At 72.6% G+C, this 15,095-nt stretch carries 17 protein-coding genes; 10 read left to right on the top strand and 7 right to left on the bottom strand.

The features are described from left to right. Positions 1-26 precede the first annotated feature (26 nt). Entirely contained in the window at positions 27-980 is a 954-nt protein-coding gene (locus ACZ7RU_RS14205; RefSeq protein ID WP_470341194.1) for an FAD-dependent oxidoreductase, read from the bottom strand. 128 nt (positions 981-1,108) lie between these two features. On the opposite strand from ACZ7RU_RS14205, the gene ACZ7RU_RS14210 reads away from it, so the two are divergent. Both ACZ7RU_RS14210 and ACZ7RU_RS14215 read left to right on the top strand, forming a co-directional pair. Then, the gene (locus tag ACZ7RU_RS14210) at positions 1,109-1,726 is read left to right on the top strand and encodes a LysR family transcriptional regulator (protein WP_470341195.1); all 618 of its coding nucleotides are present in this window, start codon (positions 1,109-1,111) and stop codon (positions 1,724-1,726) included. Next, a complete protein-coding gene (locus tag ACZ7RU_RS14215) occupies positions 1,714-2,046 on the top strand; it encodes a type 2 periplasmic-binding domain-containing protein (protein ID WP_470341196.1) in 333 nt (110 codons plus the stop codon). Before ACZ7RU_RS14210 ends, ACZ7RU_RS14215 begins: the two co-directional genes overlap by 13 nt. A gap of 127 nt (positions 2,047-2,173) precedes the next feature. On the opposite strand, the gene ACZ7RU_RS14220 is transcribed toward ACZ7RU_RS14215, so the two are convergent. After that, positions 2,174-2,659, bottom strand: a complete 486-nt coding sequence (locus tag ACZ7RU_RS14220) for a cysteine/serine endopeptidase inhibitor (protein WP_470341197.1) — start codon at positions 2,657-2,659, stop codon at positions 2,174-2,176. A gap of 276 nt (positions 2,660-2,935) precedes the next feature. Between ACZ7RU_RS14220 and ACZ7RU_RS14225 the strand changes: the two genes are divergently transcribed. The 3 genes from ACZ7RU_RS14225 to ACZ7RU_RS14235 all read left to right on the top strand — a co-directional run bounded on the left by ACZ7RU_RS14225 (position 2,936) and on the right by ACZ7RU_RS14235 (position 4,391). After that, positions 2,936-3,127 carry a hypothetical protein gene (locus ACZ7RU_RS14225; RefSeq protein WP_470341198.1) on the top strand — a complete coding sequence of 64 codons (192 nt, stop codon included), beginning with the start codon at positions 2,936-2,938 and terminating at the stop codon, positions 3,125-3,127. Between the two features lie 161 nt (positions 3,128-3,288). Then, positions 3,289-3,942 carry a 4'-phosphopantetheinyl transferase family protein gene (locus ACZ7RU_RS14230; RefSeq protein WP_470341199.1) on the top strand — a complete coding sequence of 218 codons (654 nt, stop codon included), beginning with the start codon at positions 3,289-3,291 and terminating at the stop codon, positions 3,940-3,942. 65 nt (positions 3,943-4,007) lie between these two features. Continuing rightward, positions 4,008-4,391 (top strand): barstar family protein, encoded by a 384-nt coding sequence (locus ACZ7RU_RS14235; RefSeq protein WP_470341200.1) that lies wholly within the window; start codon positions 4,008-4,010, stop codon positions 4,389-4,391. Positions 4,392-4,490: 99 nt separating this feature from the next. On the opposite strand, the gene ACZ7RU_RS14240 is transcribed toward ACZ7RU_RS14235, so the two are convergent. Beyond that, entirely contained in the window at positions 4,491-5,468 is a 978-nt protein-coding gene (locus tag ACZ7RU_RS14240) for a polysaccharide deacetylase family protein (RefSeq protein WP_470341201.1), read from the bottom strand. 210 nt (positions 5,469-5,678) lie between these two features. On the opposite strand from ACZ7RU_RS14240, the gene ACZ7RU_RS14245 reads away from it, so the two are divergent. Further along, positions 5,679-7,316, top strand: coding sequence for a CehA/McbA family metallohydrolase (locus ACZ7RU_RS14245; protein WP_470341202.1), 1,638 nt, complete (start codon positions 5,679-5,681; stop codon positions 7,314-7,316). A gap of 227 nt (positions 7,317-7,543) precedes the next feature. After that, positions 7,544-8,038 carry a hypothetical protein gene (locus ACZ7RU_RS14250; RefSeq protein ID WP_470341203.1) on the top strand — a complete coding sequence of 165 codons (495 nt, stop codon included), beginning with the start codon at positions 7,544-7,546 and terminating at the stop codon, positions 8,036-8,038. Positions 8,039-8,060: 22 nt separating this feature from the next. On the opposite strand, the gene ACZ7RU_RS14255 is transcribed toward ACZ7RU_RS14250, so the two are convergent. After that, positions 8,061-8,519 carry a DinB family protein gene (locus ACZ7RU_RS14255; protein WP_470341245.1) on the bottom strand — a complete coding sequence of 153 codons (459 nt, stop codon included), beginning with the start codon at positions 8,517-8,519 and terminating at the stop codon, positions 8,061-8,063. 240 nt (positions 8,520-8,759) lie between these two features. Between ACZ7RU_RS14255 and ACZ7RU_RS14260 the strand changes: the two genes are divergently transcribed. From ACZ7RU_RS14260 to ACZ7RU_RS14270, 3 genes are all read left to right on the top strand, one after another. Then, positions 8,760-9,344 (top strand): carboxymuconolactone decarboxylase family protein, encoded by a 585-nt coding sequence (locus tag ACZ7RU_RS14260; RefSeq protein WP_470341246.1) that lies wholly within the window; start codon positions 8,760-8,762, stop codon positions 9,342-9,344. Further along, the gene (locus ACZ7RU_RS14265) at positions 9,341-10,207 is read left to right on the top strand and encodes an RNA polymerase sigma-70 factor (protein ID WP_470341204.1); all 867 of its coding nucleotides are present in this window, start codon (positions 9,341-9,343) and stop codon (positions 10,205-10,207) included. The genes ACZ7RU_RS14260 and ACZ7RU_RS14265 overlap by 4 nt, the downstream gene beginning before the upstream one ends. A gap of 122 nt (positions 10,208-10,329) precedes the next feature. Next, positions 10,330-11,205 carry a class I SAM-dependent methyltransferase gene (locus tag ACZ7RU_RS14270; protein WP_470341205.1) on the top strand — a complete coding sequence of 292 codons (876 nt, stop codon included), beginning with the start codon at positions 10,330-10,332 and terminating at the stop codon, positions 11,203-11,205. A gap of 132 nt (positions 11,206-11,337) precedes the next feature. Here the strand turns inward: ACZ7RU_RS14270 and ACZ7RU_RS14275 are convergent, their stop codons facing one another. From ACZ7RU_RS14275 to ACZ7RU_RS14285, 3 genes are all read right to left on the bottom strand, one after another. Further along, the gene (locus ACZ7RU_RS14275; RefSeq protein ID WP_470341206.1) at positions 11,338-11,928 is read right to left on the bottom strand and encodes an MPN domain-containing protein; all 591 of its coding nucleotides are present in this window, start codon (positions 11,926-11,928) and stop codon (positions 11,338-11,340) included. A gap of 16 nt (positions 11,929-11,944) precedes the next feature. Further along, complete coding sequence (locus ACZ7RU_RS14280) at positions 11,945-12,916, bottom strand: aldo/keto reductase (protein WP_470341207.1); 972 nt, start codon at positions 12,914-12,916, stop codon at positions 11,945-11,947. Positions 12,917-13,020: 104 nt separating this feature from the next. Further along, positions 13,021-15,006 (bottom strand): B12-binding domain-containing radical SAM protein, encoded by a 1,986-nt coding sequence (locus ACZ7RU_RS14285; RefSeq protein WP_470341208.1) that lies wholly within the window; start codon positions 15,004-15,006, stop codon positions 13,021-13,023. Positions 15,007-15,095 lie beyond the last annotated feature (89 nt).

Here is a 15,095-nt window from a genome sequence, read left to right on the forward strand (position 1 = left end):
TCGACAGACGCACATATGACGCCCCATCAGGTCGCCCGGAGCGCGGCCGCGCAGTCCGCCGCCGCGTCGGCGCAGCCCCAGCTGAGGGTGACGCCGGCGCCGCCGTGGCCGTAGTTGTGGACGATGCGGCCGGCCGGGTCCGGTTCGAGGCGGGGGCCGCCGTGGCGGGCGGGGCGCAGGCCGACGGCGTGGCCGATGACGCGGGCGTCGCGGAGGGCGGGGATGCGGGCCGTGCAGCGGGCCAGGATGGCTGCCGCGGTGGCGGGGTCGGGTGCGGTGTTCCAGTCGTCCGGTTCGAAGGTGCCACCGAGGACGACGTCGGCGCTGCGGGGGTAGATGTAGGTGTAGCCGGACGGGTCGTCCTGGATGCGCGTCGAGGTGGGCAGGCCGGGGTTGCGGACCAGGACGAGCTGGCCGCGCACCGGGTGGACGGCCGGGTCCTCGCAGAGCTGCCGGGCGCCGATTCCGGTGGCGTTGACGACCACGGGTGCCCAGGCCCGGGCCTGGTCGAGGGTGTCGAGGCGGCGGTGGACGATCCCTCCGCCGCGGTCGAGGAACCGGCCGAGCAGCCAGGGCAGGTAGAGCGGCATCTCGACGGCGGGGGCGGTGAACGACCAGCCGTCCGCGCAGTCCGGTCCGCGTTCGACGGCCGTCAGCCGGCGCAGGTCGGGGACGGCGCCGCCCCACCAGGGCAGGCCCGCCGGCTGCTCCTCGTGCTCCAGCATGCGGGTGCTGCGCATCGAGACGCCGGGGACGCCGTCGGCGGCCTGGCGGGCGAACTCGGCGAAGGCGGTCGCGGACCAGTCGGCCACCCGGCCGCTGGTGCCGGTGGCGACCGGGAACCAGACGGCCGCGGCTACGGCCGAGGTCGTCGACAGCAGGCCGTCGGCCGTCACCACGACGACCCGAAGCCCCTTCTCCTGTAGCCGGATCGCTGTGGTGAGCCCGATGATCCCGCTTCCGACCACGACGACGTCCATCGTGAACTCCTCGCTCGAAGGGCGGCCCGCCGGGGTGCCGGCGGCCGTCTCCAGGAAAGCCGGTCACGCCGGAGTCCGTCCAAGACCGGTGCTGTCCGGAAGCGATGAGCCGCCCTTGTCATCGCCGGATGGATCTGCGCTGCATGCGCTACTTCTCCGTGCCGGCCGAGGAGTTGAGCTTCACCCGGGCCGCCGGCCGGCTGCGCGTGGCGCAGCCTGCACTGAGCCGGCAGATCAAGGCGTGGGAGCGGCAGCTCGGCGCGCGGCTGGTCGAGCGCACCGGCAAGGGCTGTGCGCTGACGCCGGTCGGGCGGGCGGTCGCCGAGGAGGCACGGCGGGTGCTGCGGGAGGTGGCGGCGGCCGAGGAGCGGGTGGCGGCGGCGGCGCGGGGGCGGGAGGGGCGGCTACGGGTGGCGTACACCCGGTCCGCCCGGGGCGGGATCTGCGACGTCCTGGTGACGGAGTTCCGCAACCGGTACCCGCGGCTGGACGTCGCGCTGCAGACCGGTTGGACGTCGCACGGCGTCGCCGAGCTGCTCGCCGGGCGGCTGGCCGCGGCGTTCGTCCGGCCGCCGCTCGACGTTCCCGGGCTCGCCTGCCGGATCATCGCCGAGGAGGAGCTGCTGCTCGCCGTTCCGGCCGGCCATCCGCTCGCCCGGACCGGGCCCGGATCGGCCGGCACCGGATCGCGGACGAGCCGGCGGTGCTGTGGCCGCGCGAGAACGGGCCCGGGATGCACGCGCTGATCACCGGGCAGCTGTGGCCGGGCGGGGCGCCGCGGATCGTCCGGGCGGAGCCGGACGACGAGCAGTTGCTGCTGGCCGTGGCGGCGGGGCACGGCATCGCGCCGATCCCCGGGGGGCGGGCCCGGGTGTTCCGGATCCCCGGCGTCTGCCTGCGCCGGCTCACCACCCCGGTGCCGACCGTCACCCTGGGGCTGGCCAACAACCCACGCACGGCGCCGCCGGCCGTCCAGCTGCTGCTCGCGATGGCCCCGCCGCTCGGGGCGGCGCGGGCGTCGACGGAGTCACCGGCGCCGACGCCGGGCGACGGCATCCGGCTGTGATCGAACGGCCGGTATGCGGGAGCCAGGCCGAGCAGTACCGGCTGTCCACCTGACCGACCCCCGGGCCGCGACCGCCCCGGTGCCCGCCCCCGCGAACCGGCGGGGGCGGGCCCGGCCGTCCGGGGCCTCAGCCGAGGGTGGAGCCGGTGATCGGGGCGGAGAGCTCGACGGTCTCGCCGTTCCGTCCGGCCTTGACGAACTGCCAGCTCAGGCCGCTGATGACGCCCTTGTCCAGCGGGGCCAGCTTGGCGAAGGCCGGCTGGCTGAGGTCGATGTGGGTGGAGTCGCAGGAGGGACACTGGTCCTTCACCGGGACGGTGATGGTCTTGCCCTGGTAGGTCACCTTGACCGAAATGCCCTTGCAGACCGGGTCGTTGTTCGGGTTGGCGGTGGTCCACCAGGTGTGCGAGACGGCGACCAGCATCTGGGTGGCGGCGTTGATCTGGGTGCCGCAGGCGCCGTAGCCGGCGTCGTTGTAGTAGGTGGCCTTGCCGGTCATGGGCTTGTTGATCGGTATCGCGGCGCTGGCGGAGCCGGCCGTGAGGGCGATCAGGGCGGCTGCGGCGAGCGGGGCGCCCGCGAGGATCCTGAGGTTCTTTCCGATGGCGCGCATGGTCCGTTCCCTCCGGTTGCGGTGCAGGGCATGGTGAAGAGCATGTGCATGACAGGCGGAACTCGACACGCCCGTACGACAGTTCGCCGACCGAACGTCCGCCCTCGTGAAGGAAACGTATGCGCCCGACCGCAAGGTGGTCCAGACCTCCGCGATGTTGCCATGAACACAAGGCAAGCATCTTTACCAATGCGGCCGAAGGGGCGAAGATGCGTGACCGCCCCGCCACGGAGGGTGTTGACAGGCCGTCACCCGAGCCTCCGGAGGCCCCCTCAGATGCGTACCTCGCTCGCCGCCCTGCTCCTCGGCACCGTCCTGCTCCCGACCGCCGCCCCCGTCACCGCCGGTGCCGCACCCCGCGAGGTGAACCAGGGTTACAGCATCCCGGTGGCCGGCGTGACCGACCTCGGCGCCCTGCCCGTCCTCGGCAGCCTCGGGCTGGACTTCGCCCGCCTGCTCACGCAGTAGCGTCCGCGCCGGCCTCCGCGCCGACGTCCGGCCACCTCCGAGCAGCCGGGTCGGACCGAGCCGTCCGGCCGGGGTCCCCGATCCCCCACCAAGATCCCTCCACCCGGGTTACCCTCGTCCCGCGCGGCGACCACCCGCGCGGCCGACCGAGGGGGGAACGGATGATCGGGGACCTGCTGCCGGACGTCGTGGTGACCGAGGTGGCCTACGACGACCCGCCGGAGGCCCGGCTGGAGCCCGAGGAGGAGCCGGCCGTCGCCCGGGCCGTCGACAAGCGGCGCCGCGAGTTCACCACCGTCCGGCACTGCGCCCGGGCCGCCCTCGCCCGCCTCGGCGTCCCGTACCGGCCGCTGGTCCCGGGCCTGCGCGGCGCGCCGAGCTGGCCGGACGGCGTGGTCGGCAGCCTCACCCACTGCGACGGCTTCCGCGCGGCGGCCGTGGCCCGGGCCGGCACCCTCGCCTCCGTCGGCATCGACGCCGAACCCGCGCTGCCGCTGCCCGAGGGCGTCCAGGAGGCGGTCGCGCTGCCGGTGGAGCGGCAGCGGCTCGCCGAGTTGGCCGCCGGGCACCCGGACGTGCCCTGGGACCGCATCCTGTTCAGCGCCAAGGAATCGGTGTACAAGGCCTGGTTCCCGCTGACCCTGCTCTTCCTGGACTTCGCGGAGGCCGAACTGGACCTCTCCCCCGACGGCACCTTCACCGCCCGGCTGCTCGTCCCCGGCCCGGTGGTCGGCGGCCGCCGGATCGACGGCTTCGACGGCCGCTGGGCGGTCCGGGACGGGCTGCTCGCCACCGCCATCGCCGTCTCTCCCTGACCCGTTGTCTTCCCTGACCTGCCGTCTCCCCTGACCTGCCGTCGGCGCCGCATATCCTCGACCCCGTGACGGTGACCTATGTGATCGACGGCAACAGGATCGAGACCCTGGAGGACTTCTGGGACACGGTCGGACGGACCATCGGCGAGGACGGCTACTTCGGCCGCAACCTCGACGCCTTCGCCGACTGCCTGCGCGGCGGCTACGGCACCCCCGAGGACGGCGACTGGGTCATCGAGTGGCGCCACCACGAGGTCTCCCGCCGCCACCTCGGCCACCCGGAGACGGTCCGCCAGCTGGAGCTGCGGCTGGCGCGGGCCCACCCCACCAACCGGGCGCAGATCACCGCCCAGCTGGACGCCGCCCGGGCGGGCCGGGGGCCGACGGTCTTCGACTGGCTGGTCCGGGTCATCGAGGAGGAGCACCCGGGCGGCCTGCGCCTGGCCTGAGCCGCCCGCTCTCCGCAGCCGGCCCGCCCCGAACCACCTGCCACCTGCCACCTGCCACCTGCCACCTGCCACCTGCCCCGAACGACCTCCGCCGCCCGGCTACAGCACGTCAGAGAGCCGTACGAAGCGCCGTCCCGCCGCCAGCAGCCCCGGCACCGCCGCCGCCACCCCGGGGGCGGTGCCGCCGCCCGGATGGTTCAGATGGCCGATCACGATCGCGCCGGGCGGGGCGGAGGCCACCTCCTGCCGCACCTCGGCGGCCCGCAGCGTCGCCCCGCCGTCCCCGTTCACGGTGAAACCGGCCACCCGCTGGCCGAGGTCGGCGACCACCCGGGTGGCGACGTCGTCGTAGTGCGCGGTGCCGGAGCGGAAGAACCGGGGCGGGTGCCCGAGCAGCTCGGCGAGCTTGTGGGAGTTGCCCGCCACCTCGTCGTACACCTCGCCGACGTCGCGCGTGCCGGCGATGCCGTAGGCGGAGCGGCCGGTGACCGAGAGCGGGCGGTGGACGGTGCCGTGGTTGCCGATCTCGAACAGCGGGTCGGCGGCGAGCCGCTCGAACTCCTCCGGGTTGGCGTCGATCCAGCGGGCGTTCAGGAAGAGGGTGGCCGGCACGCCGTGCGCCCGCAGGAAGTCGATCAGGTCGGCGTCGTAGCCGTTGCCGCCCGGGCCGCCGCAGGCGTCGAAGGTGAGCGCCGTGGCGCTCTCGCCGTCCGGCAGCGCGGTGATCACCCCGGACACCTCCAGCCCCCAGTCGCCCGGGGCCTGCCCGCCGTACCGCTCCACCACCTCGGCCCGGGTCGGCTCCCGCGCCGGCTGCTTCGCGGCCCCCGGCGCGGGCGTGGGCTCCGGCCCTGCCGTCGGCGCGGCGGCGGCCTCGGCGGACCCGTCGGACCCGTCGGCGGGTGTCGCGAGCGGTACAGCGGACGGTACAGCGGACGGCGCGTCGGACGGTATCGCCGAGGCCGCCGAAGCGGAGCCGGCCGGCGGGAGCAGGGGCGAGCCGGCGCCCGTCGCCCTGGTCCGGCATCCCGCCAGCGCTCCTCCGGCCACCACCATGAGCAGCGTCCGTCGCCTCACCGACACATCCGTCTCCCATTCGCACTAGTTCTCATATAAACCGATGACATGACTATGAACCGACCAATCGTCACTCCCCGCAACTCGCCCCCACCCCCGCCCGGCGCCTCTTCACCGGCCCGCCCCACCGCCGTGGACCCCGACTCACCCCCGGTTCACTCGCCGGGGTAGGCACGCGAGCGACCCGCCCGCCCCGAACCGGAGACCTCGATGCCGACCGAGCCCCACACCCCGCGCCATGACCAGCCGACCGACCAGCCCGCCGACCGACCGGACTCACAGCCCGCCCGCCGCGACCTGCTCCGCACCGGCCTCGTCACCGGCACCGCCACCGCCCTCGGCCTGACCGCCACCACCGGCCGGGCCGGCGCCGCCCCCACCGACGCCCCCGGCACCACACCCGGCGGCACCCCCGCAGACCGCACCCTCACCCTCACCGGCCATCTGCCCACCGGCGCCCCCGACTTCGTCCACCTCCCCGTCGAAGTGCCCGACGGCGTCCGCGAGATCGCCGTCTCCTACCGCTACGACAAGCCCCCGGTCCCGGCCGGCACCCCCGGCAACTCCTGCGACATCGGCATCTTCGACGACCGGGGCACCGACCTCGGCGGTCCCGGCTTCCGCGGCTGGTCCGGCGGCTTCCGCACCGAGTTCAGCCTCTCCCGCGGCGCCGCGACCCCTGGCTACCTCCCCGGCCCGATCGACCCCGGCACCTGGCACGTGGTCCTCGGCCCCTACCAGATCGCCCCGCAGGGCCTGGAGTACCACGTCGAGGTCACCCTCCGGTTCGGTGCGCCCGGGCCGCGGTTCACCCCCCACTACCCGGCGGAGCGGGCCCGCGGCCGCGGCCGGGCCTGGTACCGGGGCGACTGCCACCTGCACACCGTCCACTCCGACGGGCGGCGCACGCCCGAGGAGGTGGCGGCCGGGGCCCGCGCGGCCGGCCTGGACTTCATCGTCTCCACCGACCACAACACCAGCTCCTCGCACGCCTCCTGGGGCCCGCTGGCCGGCCCCGACCTGCTGATCCTGGCGGGCGAGGAGATCACCACCCGCAACGGCCACTGGCTGGCCCTCGGCCTGGAGCCCGGCCAGTTCGTCGACTGGCGCTACCGCTCGCGCGACGAGGAGTACCCGCGCTTCGTCCGCCAGGTCCACCGGGCCGGCGGCCTGGTGGTGCCCGCGCACCCGTACTGCCCGTACGTCGCCTGCCAGTGGAAGTTCGGCTACGAGGGGGCCGACGCCGTCGAGGTGTGGAACGGCCCCTGGACGTACGACGACGAGTCGGCGGTGGACACCTGGGACGGCCGGCTCGCCGTCGCCCTGCGCGAGGGCCGCTCCTGGCTGCCCGCCCTGGGCAACAGCGACGCGCACAGCGAGCCGCAGCCCATCGGCTCCCCGCACACCGTGGTGCTGGCCGAGGACCTCACCCGGGACGCGGTCCTGGACGGGCTGCGCGCCGGGCGCAGCTGGCTGGCCGAGTCCTCCGCCGTCCAGCTCGACTTCACCGTCACCGGACACGGCCGCCGGGCGGGCATCGGCGAGGAGCTGACCGTTCCGGCCGACGCCCCGCTGGACGTCCGGCTCACCGTGTCCGGGGTGCCAGGCGGGACGGTCCGCCTCCTCACCGACGAGGGGCAGCTGCACCAGGAGTCGCTGCCCGCCGACGGCTCCGGCACCGTGGTCTGGCGCACCACCGCCTCGCTCGCCGCCTACGTCCGGGCCGAGGTGCGCCACCCGAAGGCGGACGGCACCCCGGGCAGGGGCAACTCGATGGGGCCGGACCTGCCCTGGGGGCCGATGGCGGCGCTCACCAACCCGATCGTGCTGCGCACCGAGGACCGGTAGGGCCCCACCCCCGGACCTCGGCCTTCCGCCGGCCCACCGACCCGCCCAGGAACCGGATGGGGGACGACTCCGCCACCCGTTTGGACTAGGTTGATCCCCGAAACGCATCAGTCGTAGGGACGAGGCGGTCGGTTGTCCGGTACAGGGGCCGACCAGCCCCTTCGCACGCCGACCGCCCCGCCCCCCGGCTACCCGACCGTCCCCGGCCCGCGAAGGGATCAGCAGCTGTGAACCGTACGACCGTAGGTGGGCCGGAGCTCGGGGGCGGCCGGGGCGCCGGGGGCGTCCTCGTCCTCGTCGACCCGGACGGGGCCGGGAACAGCCCGGTCGCGGAGCTGCTCGCCCGGGAGCTGAACCCGAGCGTCCACCTGCGGACGGACGACTTCCTGCGGGTCATCCGCAGCGGCCAGCTACCGCCCCACCTGCCCGAGGCCGGGCGCCAGAACGCCACCGCCCTGGCCGCCGCGGCCCAGGCCGCGTTCGCCTACGCGACCCGTGGCTACCAGGTCGTGGTGGAGGCACCCGCCGTCCCGGCCGCCCTCGACACCTTCCGCCGCGAGAGCCGCACCACCGGCGCCGCCCTCCACTACGTCGTCCTGCACGCCGGCCCGGCCGCCGAGGACGCCGACCACGCCCTGGACACCACCGCCCTCACCCCCGAGACCACCGCCGAATCCGTCCTGGCGGCCCTCACCCACCGCACCCACCTGCTCGGCTGGTAGGGCGGCTCGGGCCCCGGGCTCCTCAGGCGCCCACCACCCCGTCGATCGCCTCCCGCAGGAAGTCGGCGTGTCCGTTGTGCCGGGCGTACTCGTGGATCAGGTGGAGCATCACCAGTCGCAGCGACACCTCGGCGTCCCACCGGGCCTGGTGGCCGGTGACGTCGAGGGACTCGGCGGCGAGCTCGATGCGCCGGGAGTGCTCGACCTCGGTCCGCCAGGCGGTGAAGGCCTCGGCCCGGGTGGCACCGGCGGCGTCGTACGCGACCTGGTAGTCGCCGTCCTCGGACCAGACCAGCGGCAGGTCCTCGCCGTTGATCACCCGGCGGAACCAGGTCCGCTCCACCTCCGCCATGTGCCGGACCAGGCCGAGCAGGCTGAGCGTGGAGGGCGGGCTGGAGCACAGCCGCAGCTGCTCGTCGGTCAGACCCTCGCACTTCAGGGCGAGGGTCGCCCGGTGGAAGTCGAGGAAGCCGCGCAGCATCTCGCGCTCACCGCCGGTCAGCGGCGGGACGGGGCGGTCGTCGGGGACGGTCACGGTGTCGTTCTCCTCGCGGTGGTCGGCGGTACCCGCGGACTGTAGCGAACCACCCGGCCCGTCCGGAAAGCGTTTTCCTCCGCTCTCGCATCGCCCTGTCACATCCGCGGGCCCTCCGGTGTCTTCATGTCCGGCGAACCCGCCGCACACCACCGCACCACCGAACCACCGCACCGGGAGGACACCATGGCACTGCGACTGCCGAAGGCCCAGCTGCCCGCCGAGCTGAGCGAGAACATGATCAAGGGCTTCGGGACGGAGCTCGAACCCGTCGAGGCGATCTGGCACAACCCCGGCGTCGCCACCGCGAACCTGGACTTCTCCCGCCGGATCGCCGAGTGGGACGCGCTCGACGAGAGCCTCAAGTCCTTCGCGCACATGGCGGTGGCCGCGCAGGTCGGCTGCGGCTGGTGCCTGGACGTCGGCTACTTCCAGGCGCGGAACCAGGGCCTGGACCTGGCCAAGGCCGGCCAGGTGCCGAACTGGCGGGCGTCCGGGGCCTTCACGCCGCTGGAGCGGGAGGTGATGGAGTACGCCGAGGCCATGACCATGACCCCGCCGACCGTCACCGACGAGCTGTACGAGCACCTGCTGGACGAGCTCGGCCCGGCGGCCATGGTCGAACTCACCGCCTACGTGGCCTTCGTCAACATGGCCGCCAGGAACAACACCGCGAACGGCGTCCGCTCCCAGGGCTTCTCGGACTCCTGCGAGGCCCCCCTGGCCCGGCGCGGCGCCGCCGACGACGCGCCCGGGGCGTCGCCGGCATGACCGAGGACCCCTTCGTCACCCACCGCACCCTGCTCTTCACCGTCGCCTACGAGCTGCTCGGCTCCGCCGCCGACGCCGAGGACGTGCTGCAGGAGTCCTGGCTGCGGTGGGCCGAGGCCGACCACGACCGGGTGCGGGACCCGCGCTCGTACCTCATCCGGACCGTCACCCGCCTGGGCCTCAACCGGCTGCGGACGCTCTCCCGCCGACGCGAGCAGTACGTCGGCCAGTGGCTGCCGGAGCCGCTGCTCACCAGCCCCGACGTCGCCGAGGACGTCGAACTCGCGGAGAGCGTCTCGTTCGCGATGCTGACCGTGCTGGAGACCCTCGGGCCGACCGAGCGGGCGGTGTTCGTGCTCCGCGAGGTCTTCGAGCTGCCGTACGAGGAGATCGCCGAGGCCCTCGGCAAGACCTCGGCCGCCGTACGGCAGGTCGCCCGCCGGGCCCGCGGGCACGTGGCGGCCCGCCGGCCCCGGGTGCGGGTGAGCCGCTCCGAGCAGCAGCAGGTGGTGGAGCGCTTCCTGGAGACCCTGCGCACCGGACGGTTGCAGGACCTGGTGGCGGTGCTGGCACCGGACGTCGTCCTGGTCGCCGACGGCGGCGGGATCGCGGCGGCCGCCGCCGCCCCGGTGCACGGGGCCGAGGCGGTGGCGGCGCTGCTCGCGCGCACCGGCCGGCTGCCGGTCGCGTTCGACACCGCCACGGTGTGGCTCAACGGCGCACCGGCCGGCCGGATCGACATCGGCGGCGAGCCCTCGGTGGTGAGCCTCGCGGTGGAGGACGGCCGGATCACCCGGGTCTACGTCGTGCGCAACCCGCAGAAGCTGACCCGGCTCGACGCCCCGGCCGCCCTCACCCGGTAGCCGCCCGCCGCCCCCGTCGCGTGGTGGTGCCCCGCGTCCTCTCGGAGCACCACCACGCCCCCCGTCGCCCCCTGGACACCGGAGACCCCGACATCACGTACCGTGTTCGGACCACCACAGGTTTGGGTACGTACCTCGGCACGCCCGACGGCCGGGCGCCCACCGACCAGGAGACCCAGCGGCCCATGGACCACAACCGCATCCCCCCGACCGTGCGCCAGACCTACGGCGTCGACGACCTCAGCACGGCCCCGTCATTCGCCGGAGGTTTCATCAACTTCGGCTACTGGCAGGGGATCGACCTCGCCGCCCCGACCCCCGAGGACCGGGTTCGCAGCCAGGAGCAGCTGTACCGGCGGGTGTTGCGGGAGTTCCCCGAACCGCGCGAGCGCCTGCGGCTGGCGGAGGTGGGTTGCGGGCGCGGCCTCGGGAGTGCTCTCGCCCTGCGGGAGTTCCGCTTCGCGGGGGTGACGGGCGTGGACATCCACCCGGACCAGATCGAGCGGGCCCGGGCCGTCAACGCGAGAGCCCTGGCGACGTACCCCGATCGGCTGGCTTACACCCTGGGCTCGGCGGACGAACTCCCGTTCTCCGACGGCTACCTGGACGGCGTCTTCTCCGTCGAGGCCGCCCAGCACTTCCGCGAACTGACCGGCTTCGCCCGCGAGTCCGCCCGCGTCCTGCGATCGGGCGGCCGCCTCGTCGTGACCACCTTCTTCACCGCCCCCGGCCCCGACGCCGCCGAACGCCTCAAGATCATGCTCGCCAGCTTCGCCGACGGCCTCGACGTCCCCCACCCCCTCGACGCCTTCACCGCCGACCTCACCCGCCACGGCTTCACCGACACCACCACCCAGTCCATCGGCGCCGACGTCTGGCCCGGCTTCGACCGCTACCTCACCGGCGCCGTCCCCCCCTCCCACTGGTCCCGCCACTTCCTCACCGCCTGGCGCGACGGCCTCCTCGACTACCACGTCGTCACCGCCACCCGGCTCTGACGCCGACGCCGGCCCCGGCCCCTCGACACCCGGGCCCGTCCACACCGCCCGCGGGCGGGCCCGGAACACGCCACAGCCGCGAGCGTGACCGGGCGGAGTCCCGCCGGTGGCGAGGGGTGGGCCTGCCGTTCGTCAGGACACGCTGAACCTCAGAACGAGGCGCGGGCATGGCGCCGAGACCTCGTCCTCAGGAGGAGGGCCCCATGCCGCGAGTGCGGCGGAAACCCCCTGTGGGCCGGATTCCAGATAGCAGATCATGTTCACCGGGTACCGACTGTTGTCGAACATGTAGCGGTCCATCGGTGTCGGCTCCTCGCTTATTCGCAGCCCTCGCTCTTCGGGTGGGCCGATCCGGTGCCAGTCGGGATGCAGATGGACGGAGCCCAGGATCTCGACGCCGTCACGGTCCGCCTGCCGGTGGATACGAAGCAGATCCTGCGAGCTGCACCAGAATCCCCGGCGGGGGTTTCGGTAGGCGCTTCCGAAGCACGGCGCTATGGAACTCGAGAACTCTTCGAGCGCCATCGGGTCGGTGGCACGGACGTTGGTCGCGAACTGGACCGAGGTGACGGCCGCGACACCGTCGTCGACGGTGCCGAGCAGGAGGGCGAAACAGGAGGGTGGTTCCTGCGGGGTACAGGCCTCGTATTCATCGCGCGCTACGGAGACGAACGACTTGAGGGCGTCGAATCCGATCAGGGCGGTGTGGGGGGTGAGGGTCACGGCAGCTCCTCCTCCGTCAACCGACATGCGCGTGGTGGTCCGTCGCGGTGGTCCGTGAGGCGAGATCCAGCGAGTGAACCTCGGCCGGCGAGAGCTCCAGGGTCGCTCCCGGGATCAGTTCGGCGAGCTGCTCGGGCGTCCTGCTGCTGGCGAGCGGAGCGACGACATGGGGCTGCGCCCTCAGCCAGGCCAGGGCCACCGCGGCGGGGGCGGTGCCGTGCTCGGCGGCGATCGTGTCCAGCGTCCGGAGCACCGTGCGACCGCGGGGCGTTTCGCCGTACGGTCGTGCCGCGTCGACGCGGACGCTGGGAACGGCGGGTGCGCCTTCGCGGTACTTGCCCGTCAGGAAGCCCTGCGCCAGGGCGAAGTACGGGACGCAGGAGACGCCCTCGCGCTCGCAGACCGGGGCGATCCCACTCTCGAAGGGCTCGCGTTCCATGAGGTTGTAGGGAGGCTGGACCGCCACGTACGAGGCGAGCCCCGAACGCTTCGAGACCTCAAGGGATTCGGCCAGCCTGGGGCCGCTGATGTTCGAGGCGCCGATATGGCGTACCTTCCCTGCCGTGATCAGCGTGTCGAGTGCGGCGAGGGTCTCTTCGAGGGGAGTTTCCGGATCGTCCGCGTGCGTGTAGTAGAGGTCGATGTGGTCCGTCCGCAGACGGCGCAGGGATTCCTCTACCGCCTGGCGGATGACCTTCGCCGTGAGCCCGGACAGTCCGTTCAGTCGGCCCACCTTGGTGGCGATGACGAAACGGTCCCGCCGGCCGCGCGCGGCCAGCCAGTTGCCGAGGATGGACTCGGACTCCCCGCCGGTGTTTCCGGGGGCCCACTGGGAATAGGAGTCGGCGGTGTCGATGAAGTTCCCGCCCGCGGCGGCGTAGGCGTCGAGGACGCGGAAGGATGTCCGCTCGTCGACGGTCCATCCGAAGACGCTGCCGCCGAGGCAGAGTGGAAAGACGTCGAGCTCGGAATGTGCGATGGTGACCAATGGACGCCTTCTGGGTTCTTACCGGTCGGGACCGGTGGCGTTCGGGTGCCGGCCGTGCGCGGCACGGCGGACCGGGGCTTCGGTGCGGTGGCGGCGAGATCTCCTCACCGCCGTCGGAGGAGTCCGCTGTCCGGTGTGGACGTGCCGGGGCTGTCGGATCGCTCTTCCTGGACAGGAACCGCGGCAGCGTCATTGCGGGCCCCGCCCCAGCGTTTCTCGGTCTCCCTGTGAATGTGCCAGATGTCGTCCTCGGTGAGGAGGACGGAGACGACACCGGGAAAAGCTTCCTCGAAATAGATATAGGGCTTTCGGTTGTCGATGCGCGGGGAGTGGTAGTCGAGTTTGTCCCGCATGCCGTGCTGGCGCGTGACCGGTGTCGCGGGGTGATAGGTGAGTATGTTCGGGCTGGCCAGATCGATCAGCTCGTCGTCGATGAGACGGCCCACCTCATGGATGGTCTCGTCGATGCTGTCCCGCGTCTCACCGTCGAGACCGAAGAGAACGGAAGTCCCCAGCTGCAGGTCCTGCGCCTTGACGAGGGCCGCAGCTTCCCTGACCTTTTCCCGCCAGGGCTTCCGTTCGTCCCGGCGGATATTCTTGTGAATGTTGTCCATGACCTGCGTCGACATGCTCTCGATGCCGATGTAGATGTAGCTGCATCCGGCATCCTTCATCTTCCACAGGATTTTTGACGACTCTTCAGCCGAATGTAGCGCGACAAGGGTGTCCACGGTCAGCTGAGCACCCCACTGGAGGTCGCGCAACCGCTGGAGATCGCCTTCCCCGCGAACGAACCTGCGGTAACGCGGTTCGAGTGAACCGCTCTCGTCCCGGCGGATCCGGCTGAGCTCTTCACAGAAATTCTCGATGTCCCGATACCGACCGCTCCAGAAGACGGAGTCGTCGAAGAAGAGCGACTCGGCGCCGTAGCCGACGTATTCACAGACCCGCTCCGCCGCCGCACCTATCGCGTCGTCCTTGAACCGCTTGAGCCCAGTGCCGAGCTGCGACGACTCGGAGCAGAAATTACATCGGTACGGACAGGCGTTGGACACCATGAAGTGCGCGGTGCGCATCACCTCCCCCGTCCCGGGGCGGGTGAAGATGGGGAATCGGGACCGGATCGCGAATGCCTCGTACGGCGAGGGCAAAGACGCGAGGTCGAGCGTTCGGCCACGGAGCGGAACGGCGTCGAAGGTCTTCCCCGCCGCCAGGACGACGACCGACGCGCCGGGCACGGGGCCCTCTTCGGCGAGCAGCCCCTGTAGGCACGGCAGAACCTGGTCACGGTCCACCCAACGCCGGTCGAGATCGGTGGCAAGGGCGAGGGCCCGCATGAGCAGGTCCACAGCGAAGTAGGCCTCGCCGCCGACGACGGCGTCGACCACTCCGGGGACCTTGCCCTCCTGAATGACTGCCACCGTGCTGCTGGGTTCGAGCACCAGGGCCTGGCCGTCGGGGGTGCAGGTGGTGGTCTCGTCCACATGACGGCCTCCGAGTACGACGAAGGCGTCCGGGACCTCGCACTTGACCAGCCTCGCGATTTCGAGCGCGTAGCGGTGCGCGGGTGACACGGCGCTGATGAGCACGACCCTGGGCTGGACCTCGCGCAGTAGCCGCAGCCATCTCGTGCGCGCCGCGTCGTCCCAGACCCGGGGGTCGAACACCGTCTGGTCGGTGTTGGGTGACGTGCCGTAGACCCGGTATCCGTCGTCACTGGCGGAGAGCCGGTACTCCTTGGACGGGAACCGTGTCCACTCGGGCGCGAGGTCGCTGTAGTGCACGGCTTCCTCCAGCGGGCCGGCGTCCGCCACAGCACGGTGCACGGCAGCACTCAGCGCCGTGTAGAGACACATCGGGTCGCCCGGATAGGTGATCTCACCCTCGGATTGGGTCATGACGGGCGCCAGCACCGACAGCACAGGGAAATAGCGGCTGTCCGTTCTCGCACTCGCCAGGTCATCCGACAGCCGGCGCCTGCGCGTCAGCCGCCGTTCCCGGAACGCGTCCAGATCGGACACTTCCCCCGGGCGGTGCATCTGAATGTCGCCGCCCCCGGCGTGTATCTTCTGAATAGCGTGCGTGGCCATCAGTCCCCCGTTCTTCTGATTCCCGGAAAACACGCATCCCAATCCGTCGAGGATCGGAACGTCCGCAAAGCCTGGCCGCATTCTTCGTG

The organism is Kitasatospora sp. NPDC114501 (assembly GCF_055633695.1).

What these genes read in the sequence shown, in the direction of transcription:
- ACZ7RU_RS14205 (WP_470341194.1), bottom strand. Translation starts at nt 980, where the DNA reads ATGGACGTCGTCGTGGTCGGAAGCGGGATCATCGGGCTCACCACAGCG.
- ACZ7RU_RS14210 (WP_470341195.1), top strand. Translation starts at nt 1,109, where the DNA reads ATGGATCTGCGCTGCATGCGCTACTTCTCCGTGCCGGCCGAGGAGTTG.
- ACZ7RU_RS14215 (WP_470341196.1), top strand. Translation starts at nt 1,714, where the DNA reads ATGCACGCGCTGATCACCGGGCAGCTGTGGCCGGGCGGGGCGCCGCGG.
- ACZ7RU_RS14220 (WP_470341197.1), bottom strand. Translation starts at nt 2,659, where the DNA reads ATGCGCGCCATCGGAAAGAACCTCAGGATCCTCGCGGGCGCCCCGCTC.
- ACZ7RU_RS14225 (WP_470341198.1), top strand. Translation starts at nt 2,936, where the DNA reads ATGCGTACCTCGCTCGCCGCCCTGCTCCTCGGCACCGTCCTGCTCCCG.
- ACZ7RU_RS14230 (WP_470341199.1), top strand. Translation starts at nt 3,289, where the DNA reads ATGATCGGGGACCTGCTGCCGGACGTCGTGGTGACCGAGGTGGCCTAC.
- ACZ7RU_RS14245 (WP_470341202.1), top strand. Translation starts at nt 5,679, where the DNA reads ATGCCGACCGAGCCCCACACCCCGCGCCATGACCAGCCGACCGACCAG.
- ACZ7RU_RS14255 (WP_470341245.1), bottom strand. Translation starts at nt 8,519, where the DNA reads ATGCTGCGCGGCTTCCTCGACTTCCACCGGGCGACCCTCGCCCTGAAG.
- ACZ7RU_RS14260 (WP_470341246.1), top strand. Translation starts at nt 8,760, where the DNA reads ATGGCACTGCGACTGCCGAAGGCCCAGCTGCCCGCCGAGCTGAGCGAG.
- ACZ7RU_RS14265 (WP_470341204.1), top strand. Translation starts at nt 9,341, where the DNA reads ATGACCGAGGACCCCTTCGTCACCCACCGCACCCTGCTCTTCACCGTC.
- ACZ7RU_RS14285 (WP_470341208.1), bottom strand. Translation starts at nt 15,006, where the DNA reads ATGGCCACGCACGCTATTCAGAAGATACACGCCGGGGGCGGCGACATT.